Raw genomic sequence first — 17,159 nt, forward strand, 5'->3', positions numbered from 1 at the left:
TCTCTATTCGGTTGTTAATGTCCTTTGAATTTCTTCGTTGCGGTTGTTCCCGCTACAAGAAGTATAATACCACAACAATTACATTCTGTCAACACTTTTTTTATTTTTTTACTTAAATTTTTTCTTTATTTAAAATAAACTTATTCTTTCCATCTCTTCTTAATATTTCTTCTTCAACAAATTCACTAATAACTCTAGATAAAGAAGGTCTACTTACTCCAAATAATTCAGCAAGTTCTTTAATTGAATGTTTAAAAATCACTTTATTATTTTGTGTATTTTCTAATATATAATCTAATACCTTTTCTTTTATAGTCTTATTATTAAAACTTTTCCAAACTTTGTTTGATAAAAATTGTGTTTTATCAGAAATTTCATCAAGAAAATTTATTAAGAATTTTTCATTTGTATTAAAAGCTTGTAGTAAATTATTCTTGTCAATATGTAGCAACATTCCTTCTTCTAAGACTATTAAATCTACCGGTAAATTATTGTCTTCTCCAAATATAAAAGCTGAGCCAATTATATCTCCATTTGATAAGTTTTCAATTTTTTGTACATCTCCATTACTCTTTAACATTTCTGCACTTAATAATCCCATTATAACTATAAATAAACCATCTACTTTTTCATCTCTAAAAAATACAACATCATTTTTTTTAAATTTTTTTATTTCATATTTTATCTTCCCAAATAAATTTTCTAATTCATCTTCTGATATTCCTTTAAATAATTTAAACTTAACTAAAGTTTTAAAATCCATTATAACCTCCTCCTATTTTTTCAATAATATTTAATATTATAATACCATTGTTTATTAGAAAAAATAATACTATAATTAGTATAAGAGGTGATTTTATGAAAAAATTTGGTTTATTGGGAAAAAATATTTCCTATACATTCTCACCAACTTTACATAGTAAAATTTTTGAACTATATAATATTAATGCTCAATACAAAGTATATGATTTAAAAGAAGAAAATCTAATTAAAGAATTTTTACAAAATCTAAAACAAGAAAATATTTTAGGAATTAATGTCACAATCCCATATAAAACATCTATTTTAAAATTTGTAGACATTTTATCTCCAGAAGTTCAATCTATTGGAGCTGCCAATTGCATAAAGTTTGAAAATGGAAAACTTATTGCGTACAATACTGATTACTTTGGACTTATAAAAACATTTGAAAAAATGGGATTAATCTTAAAAAATAAAAAAGTAGTTATTTTAGGTACTGGTGGAGCATCAAAAGCTTGTATTAAAGCCCTTTCAGATTTGGGTGCGATTATCTATGTTGTTTCTAGAAATATTATTAATGTAGAAAATGAATTAAAAAATGTATTTTTACTTTCATATAATGATTTAGAAAAAACTTCTGGTTATTTACTTATAAATGCCACTCCTGTTGGTACTACCCCTAATATTAATACCTCACCAGTTAAGAAAAATATCATCCAAAATTTTAATTTTGTTTTAGATCTAATATATAATCCTAAAGAGACTTTATTTTTAAAATATGCTAAAGATTTAGGAAAAACCTTCGAAAATGGTTTATATATGCTAATCTCTCAAGGAATAAAATCTCAAGAAATTTGGAATGAAAGAGAATTTAACTACGAACAAATATACAATGAACTCATTAATACAATTTATAAATAACATTGGAGGCTTTTTAAATATGAAAAAAATTATCATCACTTGTCCAAAGTGTAAAGAAAAAATGAAAATAATGGATAAAGTTGCAAAATATAGATGCCCAAATTGCAAAGAAATCTATAAATTTACTTGGTACAAAAGAATAATTCAAAAATTTGTTGGTTTTTTTCAAGGAATTGTTCAAACTTTTATTGATATAAAAAATAATTTTATAACAAAATACAAAAATACAAAAGCTACCTACAATTATATGAAGCAAATGAAAACCAACATGAAAAATAACCCAAATTGGTCAAATTATCATAGAGAACAAGCAGAAGAGAAAAGAATGAAAAATGCTCAAAAACCTAGTTTTTGGGATAAATTTAAAAAATAAAATTAAAAAAAAGGAGAGTTCTTTATACTCTCCTTTTTTCTTGAATTTATTTTACTACAATATTTACAATTTTACCTGGAACAACTATTATTTTTACAACAGTTTGTCCTTCAATAAACTTCTTAACATTTTCTATTTCTAATGCCTTCTTTTCTAACTCATCTTTAGAAACTGTTCTCTCTACTTCTAAAGTTCCTCTTAATTTTCCATTAACTTGAACAGCTATTGATATCTCATCTGCTACAGTTAATTCTTCTTTATGAGTTGGCCATGATTCTAAGAATAACATGCCCTTATTTCCCATCTCTTGCCATAACTCATCACAGAAATGAGGGGTAAATGGTGATAGCATAATAACAACATTTACCATCGCTTCTCTAAATATTTTTTTAGATTCTGATGTTTCTTTATCTGTTCCTAAAACTTGAGTTCTAAAATCTTGCATTTCATTTAATAACTCCATAGTTGCTGCTATCGATGTATTAAAGTGATAGTCAGCTTCGATAGACTCAGTTACCTTTTTAATTGTTTGGTGTAATTTTCTAACTAATCCTTTATCTTCTTTACTTAATTTTGTATAATCAATCACTGTTGAATCTGTCAAATACTCTTTATTTTCAAGAACTAATCTCCAAATTTTATTTAAAAATCTTGCTGCTCCTGCCAATCCATTTTCATTCCACTCTAATTCTCTCTCAGGTGGGGCAGCAAACATTATAAATAATCTAGTAGTATCTGCTCCATATTTATTTATCATAATCTCTGGATCTACACCATTATTTTTAGATTTTGACATTTTTTCAACTTTAACTTGGACCTCTTCACCAGTTGTTTTTAAGAAAGCTTGAGATCCTTTCATTTCAACTTCATCAGGGTATAAGAATCTATTTTCATTTGCTGAGTAATATGATGGTCCTAGTACCATTCCTTGAGTTAATAATCTTTTAAAAGGTTCATTTGATGATAATAATCCCATATCTCTTAAAACTTTTGAGAAGAATCTTGAATATAATAAGTGCATCACAGCATGCTCTATTCCACCTATATATTGATCTACAGGAACCCAACCATCAACAATATCCTTTTCAAATGGTAAGTTTGTATTTTTAGGATCACAATATCTTAAGAAATACCATGATGAATCTACAAATGTATCCATTGTATCAGTATCTCTTCTTGCAGGTCCACCACAACAAGGACATACTGAATGCTTATAACTTTCTGATGTTTCTAAAGGATTTCCATTACCTGTGAATTCTACATCTGTTGGTAATAATACTGGAAGATTCTCATCTTTTTCCATAACTACTCCACATTTTTCACAATATAAAGCTGGAATTGGTGTTCCCCAGTATCTTTGTCTTGAAACTCCCCAATCTTTTAATCTGTACTTTGTTGTTCTTTCTCCAAATCCTTTTGCTTCTACATATTCTGCTATTTTAACTAAAGCTTCTTTTGAAGATATTCCATTAAATTCTTCAGAATTTGTCATTACTCCAGATCCAACAAAAGCATTTTTCATCTCTGAAGCTTCTATCACAATCTCTTTTTTTGTTTCTTTATCTATTGGATTAATTACAACTTTTATTGGTAAATCATACTTTTTAGCAAAAGCAAAATCTCTTTCATCATGAGCTGGTACAGCCATAACAGCTCCAGTTCCATAGTTCATTAATACATAGTCAGCTATCCATAACTCAACTTTTTCTCCATTTACAGGATTTATTACATGCCAACCTGTATTTATACCATTTTTTTCTTTTCCTTCAGCTGTTCTTTCAATCATATCAGTATTCTTCATTGCAGATACAGCTTCTCTTATACTTGAATTAATTTTTATAATTTCATCTACTAATGGGTGCTCTGGAGCAATTACAGCATATGTAACTCCAAATAATGTATCAACTCTTGTTGTAAATACTGGTAACTTTTCATCTTTTTCAACCAACTTAAAGTTTACTTCTGTTCCAAAAGATTTTCCAATCCAGTTTTTTTGCATTGTTAAAACTTTTTCTGGCCATCCATCAACTAACTCTTTATGCCCTTCTAATAATTCCTCTGCATAATCTGTTATTTTAAAGAACCATTGCTCTAAATCTTTTTGGATAACAGGAGTTTTAGAGTGTCTCCAACACATTCCATCTTCAACTTGCTCGTTTGCTAAAACTGTTTGGCAATCTGGGCACCAGTTTACAGTTGATTTTTTCTTATAAACTAATCCCATTTCAAACATTTTTTTAAATATCCATTGATTCCACTTATAGTACTCAGGAGTATAAGTAGCAATCTCTCTATCCCAGTCATATGATAGTCCCATCATTTTTAACTGTCTATTCATATTATCTATATTTGATTTTGTCCATAATGCTGGATGTGCACCATTTTGAATAGCAGCATTTTCTGCAGGTAATCCAAACGAATCCCATCCCATTGGATGTAGTACATTATACCCTTTCATTCTTTTATATCTTGCTATAACATCTCCTATTGTATAGTTTCTAGCATGACCAACATGTAGTTTTCCAGATGGATATGGTAACATCTCTAAAACATAGTAATTTTCTTTTCCTTCAACTTTATTTTCAGTCTTAAATATATTTTCTTCTTTCCATTTTTGTTGCCATTTTTCTTCAATTTGGCTAAAATTATATTCTCTCATCTCTTCACCCCATTAGCTTTAATTTTATCTCATAATATAGCATAAAAAAACCTGTACTTCCACAGGTTTCTTTATTTAATATAAATTTTTTGCTATCTCAGAAAGTATTATTCCTCCAGCTACAGAAACATTTAATGAGTTAATTTTTCCATGCATTGGTATCTTAACTAAAATATCACAATTTTCTTTTACTTTCTTTCTTATACCTTCACCTTCACTACCTAATACAAGAGCCGTCTTATTTGGATATTTCTCTTCATGATAATACTTGCTTCCAGATCCTTCAGCACCGTAAACCCAGAAATCTAACTTTTTTAACTTTTCTATTGCATCAGATATATTTGTAACTTTTACTATATCAACATGTTCAATAGCTCCAGTTGAAGTTTTAATAACAGTTTCATTTATTTTAACTGAATTTCTTTCTGGAATTATAATTCCTTTTACTCCAAATATTTCAGCACTTCTAATTATTGCTCCAAAATTTCTTGGATCTTGAACTCCATCTAAAATTAAAACTATTGATTTTTCATCTCTAGCTATCTTTTCTAAAAATTCTCCTAACTCAATATAGTAATCATAATCACTTAAATATGCCACTACCCCTTGAGAGTTCTCCTCTTTTTTTCCAACTTGAAATAATTTTATATTTCTAGCTGAAGCCAAAGCCTTTAATTTACCTAGCTTTTCTTCTCTCATCCCTTTAAATATTTCAATTTTTTCGATATTGTTAGACTTATTTTGTAATAACTCTATTACAGGATTTATTCCTATTACTTTTTCCATTTTCTCACCCTTTTATATTTCTACTTTTATTCTTTCTATATCTGCACCTAACGCTTTTAACTTTACTTCTAGGTTTTCATATCCTCTATCCACATGATAGATTCTATTTACTATAGTTTCTCCATCTGCAAGTAACCCAGCTAATATTAAAGAAGCTCCTGCTCTTAAATCACTAGCCATAACCTCCGCTGATGAAAATACTTCTATTCCATCAATTCTTGCTATATTAGCATCTGTTGATATATTCGCTCCCATTCTATTTAATTCAGGAACATGCATAAATCTATTTTCAAATATTGTTTCCTTTATCTCACTTGTTCCTTTTACTAAACACATTAAGGTCATCATTGGAGATTGTAAATCTGTTGGAAATCCTGGATGTGGCATTGTTGTAGCTTTAACTGCTTTTAAATCTTTTAATTTAGTTTTTGTTGTTAAAACATCTCCATCAATATCAAACTCTGCTCCCATCTCTTCAAGTTTTGATATAAAACTCTCTATATGATCTCTTATAACTCCTTTAACAGTTATAGCTCCATCAAACATAAGTGATGCAACTATAAAAGTTCCAGCTACTATTCTATCTGGAATAATTGAATATTCACAAGGCGTTAACTTCTCTACTCCTTCAATTTCTAATCTTCCAGTTCCAATCCCCTCTATCTTTGCTCCCATTTTATTTAAAAAATTACACAAATCATCTATTTCAGGTTCTCTTGCTGCGTTTTCAATAACTGTTTTTCCCTTTGCTTTTACAGCTGCCATAATAACATTTTCTGTTGCTCCAACACTAGGAAAATCAAATACAACTTTTCCACCTATAAGTTCTTTTGCTTCTCCTTCAACATATCCGTGATCTATTTTAATCTCAACACCCAATGCTTCAAATCCTTTCAAATGTAAATCAACTGGTCTTGAACCTATCGCACACCCTCCAGGTAATGATACTTTTGCTTTTTTCTCATGAGCTAACATCGGCCCCATAACTAAAAAAGAAGCTCTCATTTTTTTTACTAAGTCATATGATGCAACAAGTGATTTTAGTCCATTATTAACTACTTTATATGAATGTTCTCCCATTTTTTCAATTTCAAGTCCTAAGCTTTCTAAAAGTTGAACAAGAGTAACTATATCTCTTAAATTTGGAACATTATTTAAAATATAAGTTCCTTTTTCAATTAACGTTGCTACAAATATTGGTAAAGCAGCATTTTTTGCTCCTTCTACTTTTAATTCTCCATTTATTTTCTTTCCACCTATTATTTTAAATGCCTCTACGCTCATGTTATCTCTCCTTTTTGTCAAATCTGTCTATTGGGCAAACCTTTCCAAATAATCTATCAAAAAAATTCATTTCTTGAAACTTATCCAATCGTTCTGGCAGTTTTGCTTTTAATTCTTTATAATGCTTTGGACAAATTTTATGCCCTTCACCATATATAAAAGCTTCACTTAATCCAGCATCAGTATATATTTTAGTTGCACTCTCTAGTACAACATCTTTATTTTCATTATCTAATGGTTCTTGAGAAACAACAACTAATCCAATATTTCCTCTAAAAGTAATATCATCTACAAGTGTATATCTTAGACCTATCTTTTCAGCTTCATCTATGTATGGTTTAATTGAATCAAAAGGAATATCTCTTCTAATTTTTAGTAAAACAGCTCTTGTATCCTTCATTGCTTCTTTTATTTCATTATGAATTAAATTTCTTTCAATCTCTTGTTTTTCCAGAGCTGCTAAAATATTTTCTTTAAATTCCCCTAAATAAATTAGCTTTTCTGTTTGAGTTTTTAAGAAGTGTAACTTTGCTTTTTCTCTTTCGTTTATTATATCATCTACCAACTAAAATCACCTTCTATAAAAAATTTATTTTTATTAATAATTATAGCATATAAAATCAAAAAAGTGATATAATTAAATATAACATTAATGTAACGGAGGTTCTATGAGATTTAGACTTTTTCTATGTTTTATTTTTGCGATTTCACTTAGTGTTTTAGCACAAAATAAAACTATTACTATTTCTGGTTTTGTTACTGATAAAGAGTTTAGATTAGGAGATGCAACTGTCTGTTTTTTCAATAGTTCTAATAAAGTTAAATGTACAAAAAGTGATATTAATGGAGAATTCTCCATAGAATTACCTGAAAATAAATATAGAGTTACTGTTAAGAAGGATGGCTATACATCTCTAATTGGAGATAACTTTTTTGTTGATTATATTTTTAACCCTCCACAAAACTTAGTTTTAAATATGACTGATAATAAAATATCTATTTATGGCAAAGTTATAAATAATTTTGGAGAACCCATTAAAGATGCTCAAGTCAAAGTTAAAATTGGAGAAAATCTCTTAGATATAAATACAAATATAAATGGTATTTTCTTTTTTCAAGGTCATGTTGGATTAATATCAATTTTTGCTCAAAAACCTGGCTTTTATGGAAATGGTGTTTCTATGTTAATTCAAAATGAGAAATTTATTAATGATATTTCAATTGTTCTCGAAGCTAAAACATTTTATATATCTGGTGCTTTAGTTCAGGGAAATAACTATCTAAAAGAAGTTGAATTAGAACTAATAAATGGAAGCAACAATAAAATTATTGCTTCATTAAAAACTTCTAAAGATGGACTTTTTGAATTTAGAGATATTTTAAACTATGAAAAAGCATATTTTAGAGTTCCTAGTCTAGGATATCAAAGTGCTCCTTTTACTATCAATAAAGATTTAAGACAATTTAATATATTTGTAAATTAAAAAGAAGCCCAAAAATGAGCTTCTTTTATTTTTATTATTTATTTAATCTTTTATTTAATTCTTCAGCTTGCTTTTCAAAACCTTTTTTTCCTAATAAAGCAAACATATTAGCTTTATATGCTTCTACTCCAGGTTGATCAAATGGATTTACTCCAAGTAAATATCCACTTACTCCACAAGCTTTTTCAAAGAAATAGAACATATATCCTAAATGATATGGTGTTGCTTCTGGTAAGTTTACTATTAAATTAGGTACGCCTCCATCTACGTGAGCTAAAACTGTACCTTGAGCTGCTTTTTTATTTACAAAATCCATTCCTTTTCCTGCTAAATAGTTTAATCCATCTAAATCTAATTTATCAGCTTCTATTATCACATCGCATTCAGGTGTTTCTATATTTACTAATGTCTCTATTAAAATTCTTTTACCATCTTGTATGAATTGTCCCATAGAGTGTAAATCTGTTGAAAAATCTGCTGCGGCAGGTAATAATCCTTTTCCATCTTTACCTTCTGACTCTCCAAATAATTGTTTCCACCATTCACCAATATAATGTAATCTTGGTTCATAGTTAATTAACATCTCTACATCTTTACCTTTTCTATTTAAGATATTTCTTATTGTTGCATATTTTAAACAATCATTATTCTCATAAGGAGCTTTATAATCCTCTTGAGCATCTCTTGCTCCAGCCATTAACTCGTCTATATTAATTCCTGCTGCTGCAATTGGTAATAATCCAACTGCTGTTAAAACAGAAAATCTTCCTCCTACATTATCAGGTACAACAAATGTTTCATACCCCTCATCTGTTGATAATTTTTTAAGTGCACCTTTACTTGCATCTGTTGTTGCATATATTCTTTTTCTTGCACCTTCAACCCCATATTTTTCCTCTAAATGCTTTTTAAATACTCTAAAAGCAATAGCTGGTTCTGTTGTTGTTCCTGATTTTGAAATAACATTAACAGAATAATCTCTATCTCCAATTATTTCTAATAAATCATTTATATATTTCCCTGAAATATTTTGTCCTGCAAAATAGATTTCAGGTCCTTTTCTTTTTGATTTAGGTTGGTTATTATAAAAAGTATGTGATAAAAATTCAATAGCTGCTCTAGCTCCTAAATAAGAACCTCCAATACCTATAACTACTAAAACTTCTGAATCATTTTTTATTTTTTCTGCTGCATCTTTTATTCTATTAAACTCTACTTTGTCATAATTAGTTGGTAAATCAAGCCAACCTAAAAAATCATTTCCTGCTCCTACTCCATTCATTAAAGTTTCTGTAGCAAGTTTACATTGAGCTTCCATTAACGATAATTCATTTTCTTTAAAAAATCCTAGTGCATTTGAATAATCAAATGATAACTTTTTCATAATATATAACCTCCATATTAATTAGATACCTACATTTTTTTCTAAAACTTCTATTCTTTTTCGTAATTCATTTACTTGTTTTTGAGTTTCGTCGTTTTTTTGTCTAATAACTTCAATATCAACTCTCATATTTTCTATTTTTCCATTAAATAAATCTGTATCAAAGCCGATTTTTGTCAATTCTCTAGAAAATTCATAAACTAAGCTTTCTAAAATAACTAAGTCACCTCTATTAGCTTTTTTTTCATTCAATGTATTGAATGCCCTGTTTAGACCTTCTGCAAAGCTATACCTTGAAACTGGAAATTCTCCTTTAAACAAAAAACTCTCTTCTGATATTACTCCCTCATTCACAAGATTTTGAATCGCTTTGTATGCCCAATGATTTTGAGGAACATCTTCGAATATAAGTTCTTTTCCTTGTCCATATGCTAATGCTATCAGTGTAAAGTATATCACAATTATTTTCTTCATACACTACCTCTTTATGGTTAATTTTTTTTCAATTATAGCACAAAGAATAAAAAAAAACAGCCCTAAAGCTGTTTGAATTCTTATTTTGGAGGCGACGACCAGATTTGAACTGGTGAATAGAGATTTTGCAGACCTCTGCCTTACCACTTGGCGACGTCGCCTTCTATAAAATTGAATGGTGCCCAGAGGCGGAATCGAACCACCGACACGGGGATTTTCAGTCCCCTGCTCTACCGACTGAGCTATCTGGGCAATAATGGCGGGAGTGACGAGGGTCGAACTCGCGACCTCATGCGTGACAGGCATGCGCTCTAACCAACTGAGCTACACCCCCATTATATGGTGGAAACAACTGGACTTGAACCAGTGACCCCCTGCTTGTAAGGCAGGTGCTCTCCCAACTGAGCTATGCTTCCTTGAAGACAACACTAGTATAGCACAATCCATTCACTAACGCAACTATTTTTTTATATTTTTTATTTTTTTTGTAAAAGAACAACACAATAAGATTTTATTCCTTCCTCATTGCCTGTAAATCCTAGTTTCTCTTCTGTAGTAGCTTTTATACTAATATTTGAAATTTCAGTTTCTAGCACTTTTGAAACTCTGTCTCTCATTTCGTCTAAATAAGGTTTTAATTTAGGATTTTGAGCAACAATTATACAATCTAAATTTATAATTCCATATCCTCTTTCTTTAATTAAGCTAAATACTCTTTCTAAAAGAATCATACTATCTATATCTTTATATTCGTTTGATGTATCTGGAAAATGCTGCCCTATATCTCCTAGAGCCAAAGCTCCTAAAAGAGCATCCATTATAGCGTGAATTAATACATCACCATCTGAATGACCTAAAACACCTTTTAGGTGGGGTATCTCTACTCCACCTAAAATTAATTTTCTTCCTTCTACTAATCTGTGAACATCATAACCATTTCCAATTCTCAACATAAATACTACCTACTTCCACTCATTATAAATTCTATTGTAAAAATCTAAAATCTCTTCAGTTGTAACTGTTGATGTTCCCATTTTTCCTACTACTACACCTGCTGCAGTATTTGCTATCTTAGCAGCTTCGTGTAATGTTACACCTGCTGCACTAGCTAGCGTAAATACAGATATAACCGTATCTCCTGCACCTGTTACATCAAATACCTCTTTTGCATATGTTGGAATATTTATTACTTCATCATTTTGAAATAAACTCATCCCCTCTTCACTTCTTGTTAAAAGAAGATTATCTAATTCTAATTTTTCTTTTAACTCTTTTCCAACCTCAATTATATTATCGAAACTTTTTTTACCTAAACACTCAATAGCTTCCTTTCTATTTGGTGTCATTGATGTAGCTCCAATATAATTTAAAGCATTTTTAGGTTTTGGATCAACAGTTACTATTATTCCTTTTTCTTTACATAACGATATTATCTTTTTTACAACTTTTGGTGTTAATACTCCTTTATCATAATCAGATAAAATTATTGCGTCTAAACCATCAATTTGTTTCTCTATCTGTTTTAATAATATTTCTTCTAAATTTTCAGTAATTGGTCTTGCATCTTCCCAATCTAATCTTAAAAGCTGTTGATTTCCACCTATTATTCTTCTTTTTACAATAGTAGGTCTATCATCACTTCTTACAATTCCCATTGTTTCTATAGATTTTTTTTCTAACTCTTTTATTAATCTATCTCCATCAAAATCTTCTCCAACAACTCCAAAACAAACTGCTTTGGCTCCTAATGTTGATAGATTATTAACTACGTTTGCTGCTCCACCTAATACAAATCTTTCCTCTTTTATTGAAACTACTGGTACTGGTGCTTCTGGAGAAATTCTTTCAACTGATCCGATTAAATAATCATCTAACATCATATCTCCAACTACTGCTACTTTTAAATTTTGAAAACTTTTAAGTATCTCTTCTAATCTACTTTTTTCCATTTTAAATCTCCTCTATTACTTCAGCTTTTAATTTTATATATAAATCTGTATGTTCTAATCTACTTGATTTGCTTCTAAATAAAATTCCTACAGCTGGAATTTCGCTTAAGATAGGAACTTTGCTATTAATTTTTTGATCTATTTTTCTTTTTAATCCACCTATTAAAATCACATCATTATTTTTTAACCTAACTTTTGTTTGCAAATTTCTCGATATTTTAGATCCTCCATCTGCATTAAATGTTCCAGAGTTAATATCACTAGGTTTTAATGATTTTTTTAATTTAAAATCACTTGCTTCTAAATTCAAATCTAAATATACACTATTATCCTCTTTTATATACGGTAAAACTTTTAAAATGATTCCAGCTTCTTTGAAAATAGGGGTGTATGTAACTGTATCATTATTTGTATTTTCCTCTTTATCTTGTCCTACAATAACTTCTTCTGTCATTTTCAAAACTCCTGTTTCACCATTTAGTAATATTATTGATGGTAATGCATTTATTGTCAAGTCTTGAGTTGTTTCTAGTAAAGTCAAAGTTAAATCTAAAACATCTTTCCCACTATTAAATTTACTAATAAAATTTATAGAGCTTCCCATTATTTCACCTAAACCATCTACAGTTCCAGATATAAGTGTTTCTAAATAAATTCCACTGCTTTTATCAGATAATCTACCTTGAGTATCATAAGCCCAATTAAAACCAAGCTCTTCAAAAAGATTTTCTTTTACATCTATTATCTCCGCAGTGACTCTAACCTGTTTTTTCCTTTTATCTAGTTTTTTTATTAAATTTTTTGCAGCATAAACTGCTTCGCCTTTTCCAAAAAGTACTATAGAATTATTTCCAGAACTAATTGAAACCTTTAGTTTATCCTCAAAAGTTTCTCTTATTATTTTTTCAATTTCTTCATGATTTAAATTTTCTAATAAAATATTTTCTATTATATCATCTTTTTGGTTTTTTTGTTCCCTTTCTTGAGGGATATTTTTAGGGAAATTTAAATTTTTTCTCTCTACATAAAAATCAAATTTATTTACTCCATCCTTTATTTCTAAAAAATCCCCACTATAAGTATAATCATTGGATAAAATCGAAATAAAATACGTTCCTTTCACAATACTATCTATTAAATATTCTCCATAATTTCCTGAATAAGCTTCAATAACTTCTCTTCTTTTTAAAATTATTTTTATACCTTTTAATTCTTTATTTGTATTTTTATCAAATACTTTTCCAACAAGCATATCTTTATCTTCTGATTTTCTTCCACGAAATATTAATGTTTTTCCATTTTTTATTTTAGTTAATCCATATGTTGCTTCCATTGCATCCAAAATTTCATCTATAGATGTCCCTTTTTTAAAATATCCATCAACTACTATATCTTTTACGTAGCTGTCCCCAATCATTGTATATTTAGAATATCTTGAAAGATGAGCAAATAAATCTACAATTGGAATATCTTTTAAATCTAACTCCTTTGGATAGGTTTCCATTGAGAAATTAGTAAAGTATATAAAAAGAAATAATATAAAAATTTTATATTTCATTAAATTGACCTCCTTTTTTTACCAATTTCTCTTGTTCTATAATTTTTAAAAGTCCCATCATTATAATAATCATAATCTAAATTTTCTTTTTTATTATTGAATATATACATAACATTCATTTTTAAATCTAAAACATTATTATTTATTTCTATCATAATAGAATCACTTTTTAATGCTATATATCTTTTCTCTTCATCTAATTGTAATATAAAATTAAAAATATCTATTTCTCTTCCTGTTGCATGATAAAAAAAAGTTCCTTCTGTATTATCTAAATTCTTTACTACTTTTACCTCTCTTCCAATTACTTCAATTGTTAAATTATTCTCATTTGAAATATCATTAATAAATTTGAAAATTTCATATTCATTATTAAAAATTAGTTTCTGTTTTTCTTCTAATAATTCATTCTTTTTAGAAATAAACTCTTTTTCTTTATCACTATTTTTCTTAAATATTATCTGCTTTTCTATTTCTATATTTTTTAAATCTTTAAGTTCTATTTTTAATTTTTTTCTTATATCAAATTTTGCTTTTAAAAATACTATTGGTTTAAATAATAAAAGATATATTATTAAAAAATTTATTACTGTGAGTATAACTTTAATTTTTAAATTAAAACTTTTTAATTTATCTCTAACTCCATTAAAAAATATAAAATTTCCCCCTCTTTTTTTATGAAATCAAATTTTGTTTCAATAATTTTTTTATCTATTGATAAATATTTTTTTAATTTAAATATATTATTTATATTTTTTCCTGTTCCATTTAATACTATTTTATTTTCTAAAAACTCTATCTTTCCTAAATTTACATCTGATTTTTTACATGCTTTTGATAAAAAAACTAAATTATCCCCAATTTTAGTTTTTTTAAATTTTAATTCTTCATCCTCATCTAACGAAATTTCAGTGAGTTTAATATCTAACTCTTTTAAATTTTTCCTATAATTAATTATTTCTTTTTTTAAATTCAAATTTTCCTCATCTAACTTATAATTTTTTAAATAAATAGCTAAACTAAAAATAAACTCTATTGCTATTATTGTTGATAATAATACTTTGATTTTTTTTCCTATTACTTTAGGCTCTTTTAGGTCCCATCCCTTCTCACTAATAATATCTCTTATTTTAAGGACTATTTCATTATCTAAAACAATTTTTATTTTTAATGTTACTTCATCAGCAACTTCATATATAGATAATAATTCATTTATCTCTCTTGGAATATCCTCTTCATCTTGAAACAAACCTTGATTAATTATTTCTCCATCTTCTAATAATTTTATTCCCCTATCATTAATCTCTAATATTTTCATTTTTTAATCTAGCTTCAACTCCTCTTATCTCTCTTTTATAGCTTTTAAAAAAATTAGACTCACCCTGTAAATATTCATAAAATAAATCAATTTTAATTTCTATTTGAGTTTTTTCTATATCTATAATCTTAACTAATTTTATTTCAAAAATATTTTTTGTAAAAGGAATAAACTTTAATTTATCTTCTATGAATTTTTCATTTTGTTTAACTGTATGCCTTTTATAACCACTTTTAGAAGTTTCATTAATATCAGTCCAAATAAGAGTTTTATCTTCAAAGTACTCAATTATGTCTTTATAATCACCGTTATCAATTAAATAATTTCCCTTAAAAATCTCATATTCTGCTATTACAGAAATATTTTCTATAACCCAATAATCATCATTTGATATTTTTAAAGAAGTAAAATTATCAATTTCATTTCTATAATTTAGTAAACTCATAGAAAATAACCATACTAAAAGTGTGAGAATAAATAAAATACTTGGAAGAATATATCCCTTATTTTTTAAACTCTTTTTTAAATTTCTCATTCAAATAATATCCCTCCATTGATACTCCATAATCTTCTAATTTAAAATTTATTTTAAAATTTTTCATAATATTTTCTCTACTTTCTAATTCTATATTTATCTCATTTTTTCTTCGCCTTTTTCCTAAAAAAGAGGTAATAATATTATCTTCAAAATAATATATTTCTATATTTGTAAATTTATACTCTCCTGGAATATATTTTTCAATAATAAGTATGTTTCCATTATTTACAGAAGGTTTAGAGTAGTCAATATAAGAGTTTATATTATCTTGTTTATATATTTTATATTCTAATGATTCATATATAGATGTGTTTATTCCTTCCAATATTAACTTTATATCTTTATTAAACCGAAACCTATTCATTTGTATTTTTCTTTCAATGTTTATATATTTTAAATAATAAAATAAAATTTGAAAAATAACTGAAACTATCACTAAAGTAAATAATATTTCTATTATTGAAAATCCTTTATTTTTGTTTATATACATATAGCTTACTCTCTCTTCTCAAATTATTTTTTTCTATCTTTATCTCTAATTCATATATTTTTTCAAAAATTTTCTTTCTTTTTATATCAATAACAAGCTCTTTATCTAAAGATATATAATCATTTATATTTAATGGATTTTTATAAAATGATCTAATCTTCTCTATTTCATTTTCTAAATTATTAAACTCATTTAGTCTATTAAATCCTTTTTTTAAATATACCAAAGAGTATAATAATGGGTTTAAAACAACTAATAATATAACTAAACTTATTAAAACCTCTAAATATGTTCCTCCTTTTTTACCATTTTTCATAATTTTCCATAATTATAATTAAAAAATATGATAAAATTAAAAATGGACCAAAAGCTATATCTTTATCTAGTTTTTTTGAATATATATATTTTCCCCCTAAATAAATCAAAGGAGTAATAAAACTTATATTTAGAAAAATTAATATATCGAAAATCGTATTAAATTTTAGAAGAAATCCTAAACTTGTAACTAACTTTACATCTCCCATTCCTACACACTCCTTATTTAAAACATCACTTCCATATCCGTATATTAAAATAAAAGGTAAAGTATATAATGCAGCGCCCAAAATTCTTTCTTCTAAATCTCCTTCTAAAAAACCCAAAATCCATCCTAATAAAAGTAACATTAAATTACTTTTATTTAAAATTATTTTTTCTCTTACATCTCTCATTATTATCTCTAACAAAATTACTACTATAAAAAAATATACTATAATTCTGACCATTTATCTCCTCTCATATTAAGTGGTAAAGTCTCTAAATCAGGTATTAATATAAAACCTTTATTTTCATTTAACTCTACTTTTACCTTTCCACCATATTTTATTACTTGTTCTTGTCCTTCATTTTTACTTCCTCCAACATCTAAAAATAATTCTGTAGTACCTGTGCTAAGCTTAATTCCCGTATATTTCTCTAATTCTTTTAAAATTTTGCTCATGTTATTATCTTCTGAATTTGGATAATTTCCATTCTCTAAATAGTAAGTTTCATTAGCCATTCTTAGACTTTGAAGAGTATTTATTGCTTTAGAATCCTTTGCAAGAGCCAAGTAATCTCTTACTTTTGGAGCTATAAAACTACTTAAAATACCTATTACACCTAAAACTAAAACAATTTCAATTACACTAAATCCTTTATTTTTTTTCTTTTTCATTGAAC

20 protein-coding genes and 4 tRNA genes are annotated in these 17,159 nt (G+C 27.2%); 3 read left to right on the forward strand and 21 right to left on the reverse strand.

Going from position 1 to position 17,159, the window contains the following annotated elements:
* Window positions 1–112: 112 nt before the first annotated feature.
* On the reverse strand, window positions 113–763 hold the full coding sequence (locus MKD34_RS08880; protein WP_240219085.1) for a Crp/Fnr family transcriptional regulator: 651 nt from the start codon (window positions 761–763) through the stop codon (window positions 113–115).
* Between the two features lie 95 nt (window positions 764–858).
* On the opposite strand from MKD34_RS08880, the gene aroE reads away from it, so the two are divergent.
* Both aroE and MKD34_RS08890 read left to right on the forward strand, forming a co-directional pair.
* The gene (gene aroE / locus MKD34_RS08885) at window positions 859–1,662 is read left to right on the forward strand and encodes a shikimate dehydrogenase (RefSeq protein WP_240219087.1); all 804 of its coding nucleotides are present in this window, start codon (window positions 859–861) and stop codon (window positions 1,660–1,662) included.
* Window positions 1,663–1,681: 19 nt separating this feature from the next.
* Window positions 1,682–2,035, forward strand: a complete 354-nt coding sequence (locus MKD34_RS08890; RefSeq protein WP_240219089.1) for a hypothetical protein — start codon at window positions 1,682–1,684, stop codon at window positions 2,033–2,035.
* Between the two features lie 46 nt (window positions 2,036–2,081).
* Here MKD34_RS08890 and leuS read toward each other — a convergent pair whose 3' ends face one another.
* The 4 genes from leuS to MKD34_RS08910 form a co-directional block, all read right to left on the reverse strand.
* Window positions 2,082–4,694 carry a leucine--tRNA ligase gene (leuS, locus tag MKD34_RS08895; protein ID WP_240219091.1) on the reverse strand — a complete coding sequence of 871 codons (2,613 nt, stop codon included), beginning with the start codon at window positions 4,692–4,694 and terminating at the stop codon, window positions 2,082–2,084.
* A gap of 75 nt (window positions 4,695–4,769) precedes the next feature.
* Complete coding sequence (gene rlmB / locus MKD34_RS08900) at window positions 4,770–5,480, reverse strand: 23S rRNA (guanosine(2251)-2'-O)-methyltransferase RlmB (RefSeq protein ID WP_023050517.1); 711 nt, start codon at window positions 5,478–5,480, stop codon at window positions 4,770–4,772.
* Between the two features lie 12 nt (window positions 5,481–5,492).
* Window positions 5,493–6,764, reverse strand: coding sequence for a UDP-N-acetylglucosamine 1-carboxyvinyltransferase (gene murA, locus MKD34_RS08905; protein WP_240219092.1), 1,272 nt, complete (start codon window positions 6,762–6,764; stop codon window positions 5,493–5,495).
* Window position 6,765: 1 nt separating this feature from the next.
* Window positions 6,766–7,329 (reverse strand): DUF1694 domain-containing protein, encoded by a 564-nt coding sequence (locus MKD34_RS08910; protein ID WP_240219093.1) that lies wholly within the window; start codon window positions 7,327–7,329, stop codon window positions 6,766–6,768.
* A gap of 103 nt (window positions 7,330–7,432) precedes the next feature.
* Between MKD34_RS08910 and MKD34_RS08915 the strand changes: the two genes are divergently transcribed.
* Window positions 7,433–8,248 carry a carboxypeptidase-like regulatory domain-containing protein gene (locus MKD34_RS08915; RefSeq protein WP_240219094.1) on the forward strand — a complete coding sequence of 272 codons (816 nt, stop codon included), beginning with the start codon at window positions 7,433–7,435 and terminating at the stop codon, window positions 8,246–8,248.
* A gap of 34 nt (window positions 8,249–8,282) precedes the next feature.
* Here MKD34_RS08915 and MKD34_RS08920 read toward each other — a convergent pair whose 3' ends face one another.
* From MKD34_RS08920 to MKD34_RS08995, 16 genes are all read right to left on the reverse strand, one after another.
* Window positions 8,283–9,632: a glucose-6-phosphate isomerase gene (locus tag MKD34_RS08920; protein WP_240219095.1), complete on the reverse strand. Its 1,350-nt coding sequence runs from the start codon at window positions 9,630–9,632 to the stop codon at window positions 8,283–8,285.
* 21 nt (window positions 9,633–9,653) lie between these two features.
* Complete coding sequence (locus tag MKD34_RS08925) at window positions 9,654–10,106, reverse strand: S-layer homology domain-containing protein (protein ID WP_240219096.1); 453 nt, start codon at window positions 10,104–10,106, stop codon at window positions 9,654–9,656.
* An 86-nt stretch (window positions 10,107–10,192) separates the two neighbouring features.
* Window positions 10,193–10,267: transfer RNA gene (locus MKD34_RS08930), tRNA-Cys, on the reverse strand.
* 15 nt (window positions 10,268–10,282) lie between these two features.
* A tRNA-Phe gene (locus MKD34_RS08935) sits at window positions 10,283–10,358 on the reverse strand.
* A gap of 5 nt (window positions 10,359–10,363) precedes the next feature.
* Window positions 10,364–10,440, reverse strand: a tRNA-Asp gene (locus MKD34_RS08940).
* A 6-nt stretch (window positions 10,441–10,446) separates the two neighbouring features.
* Window positions 10,447–10,522: transfer RNA gene (locus MKD34_RS08945), tRNA-Val, on the reverse strand.
* A gap of 60 nt (window positions 10,523–10,582) precedes the next feature.
* Window positions 10,583–11,059 (reverse strand): 2-C-methyl-D-erythritol 2,4-cyclodiphosphate synthase, encoded by a 477-nt coding sequence (gene ispF / locus MKD34_RS08950; RefSeq protein WP_240219097.1) that lies wholly within the window; start codon window positions 11,057–11,059, stop codon window positions 10,583–10,585.
* Between the two features lie 9 nt (window positions 11,060–11,068).
* Window positions 11,069–12,055 carry a D-glycero-beta-D-manno-heptose-7-phosphate kinase gene (rfaE1, locus tag MKD34_RS08955; RefSeq protein ID WP_240219098.1) on the reverse strand — a complete coding sequence of 329 codons (987 nt, stop codon included), beginning with the start codon at window positions 12,053–12,055 and terminating at the stop codon, window positions 11,069–11,071.
* Between the two features lies 1 nt (window position 12,056).
* Window positions 12,057–13,613 (reverse strand): type II secretion system protein GspD, encoded by a 1,557-nt coding sequence (locus MKD34_RS08960; RefSeq protein ID WP_240219099.1) that lies wholly within the window; start codon window positions 13,611–13,613, stop codon window positions 12,057–12,059.
* Window positions 13,613–13,768 carry a hypothetical protein gene (locus MKD34_RS08965; protein WP_240219100.1) on the reverse strand — a complete coding sequence of 52 codons (156 nt, stop codon included), beginning with the start codon at window positions 13,766–13,768 and terminating at the stop codon, window positions 13,613–13,615. The genes MKD34_RS08960 and MKD34_RS08965 overlap by 1 nt, the downstream gene beginning before the upstream one ends.
* A gap of 470 nt (window positions 13,769–14,238) precedes the next feature.
* A complete protein-coding gene (locus tag MKD34_RS08970) occupies window positions 14,239–14,931 on the reverse strand; it encodes a hypothetical protein (protein ID WP_240219101.1) in 693 nt (230 codons plus the stop codon).
* Window positions 14,912–15,466, reverse strand: coding sequence for a hypothetical protein (locus tag MKD34_RS08975; protein WP_240219102.1), 555 nt, complete (start codon window positions 15,464–15,466; stop codon window positions 14,912–14,914). Before MKD34_RS08975 ends, MKD34_RS08970 begins: the two co-directional genes overlap by 20 nt.
* Window positions 15,435–15,959 carry a prepilin-type N-terminal cleavage/methylation domain-containing protein gene (locus MKD34_RS08980; protein WP_240219103.1) on the reverse strand — a complete coding sequence of 175 codons (525 nt, stop codon included), beginning with the start codon at window positions 15,957–15,959 and terminating at the stop codon, window positions 15,435–15,437. Before MKD34_RS08980 ends, MKD34_RS08975 begins: the two co-directional genes overlap by 32 nt.
* A complete protein-coding gene (locus MKD34_RS08985; RefSeq protein WP_240219104.1) occupies window positions 15,940–16,275 on the reverse strand; it encodes a type II secretion system protein in 336 nt (111 codons plus the stop codon). The genes MKD34_RS08980 and MKD34_RS08985 overlap by 20 nt, the downstream gene beginning before the upstream one ends.
* The gene (locus MKD34_RS08990) at window positions 16,262–16,723 is read right to left on the reverse strand and encodes a prepilin peptidase (RefSeq protein ID WP_240219105.1); all 462 of its coding nucleotides are present in this window, start codon (window positions 16,721–16,723) and stop codon (window positions 16,262–16,264) included. The genes MKD34_RS08985 and MKD34_RS08990 overlap by 14 nt, the downstream gene beginning before the upstream one ends.
* Window positions 16,708–17,154 carry a type II secretion system protein gene (locus tag MKD34_RS08995; protein ID WP_240219106.1) on the reverse strand — a complete coding sequence of 149 codons (447 nt, stop codon included), beginning with the start codon at window positions 17,152–17,154 and terminating at the stop codon, window positions 16,708–16,710. Before MKD34_RS08995 ends, MKD34_RS08990 begins: the two co-directional genes overlap by 16 nt.
* Window positions 17,155–17,159 lie beyond the last annotated feature (5 nt).

This window comes from Cetobacterium somerae, from assembly GCF_022430525.1.
GTDB lineage: Bacteria > Fusobacteriota > Fusobacteriia > Fusobacteriales > Fusobacteriaceae > Cetobacterium_A.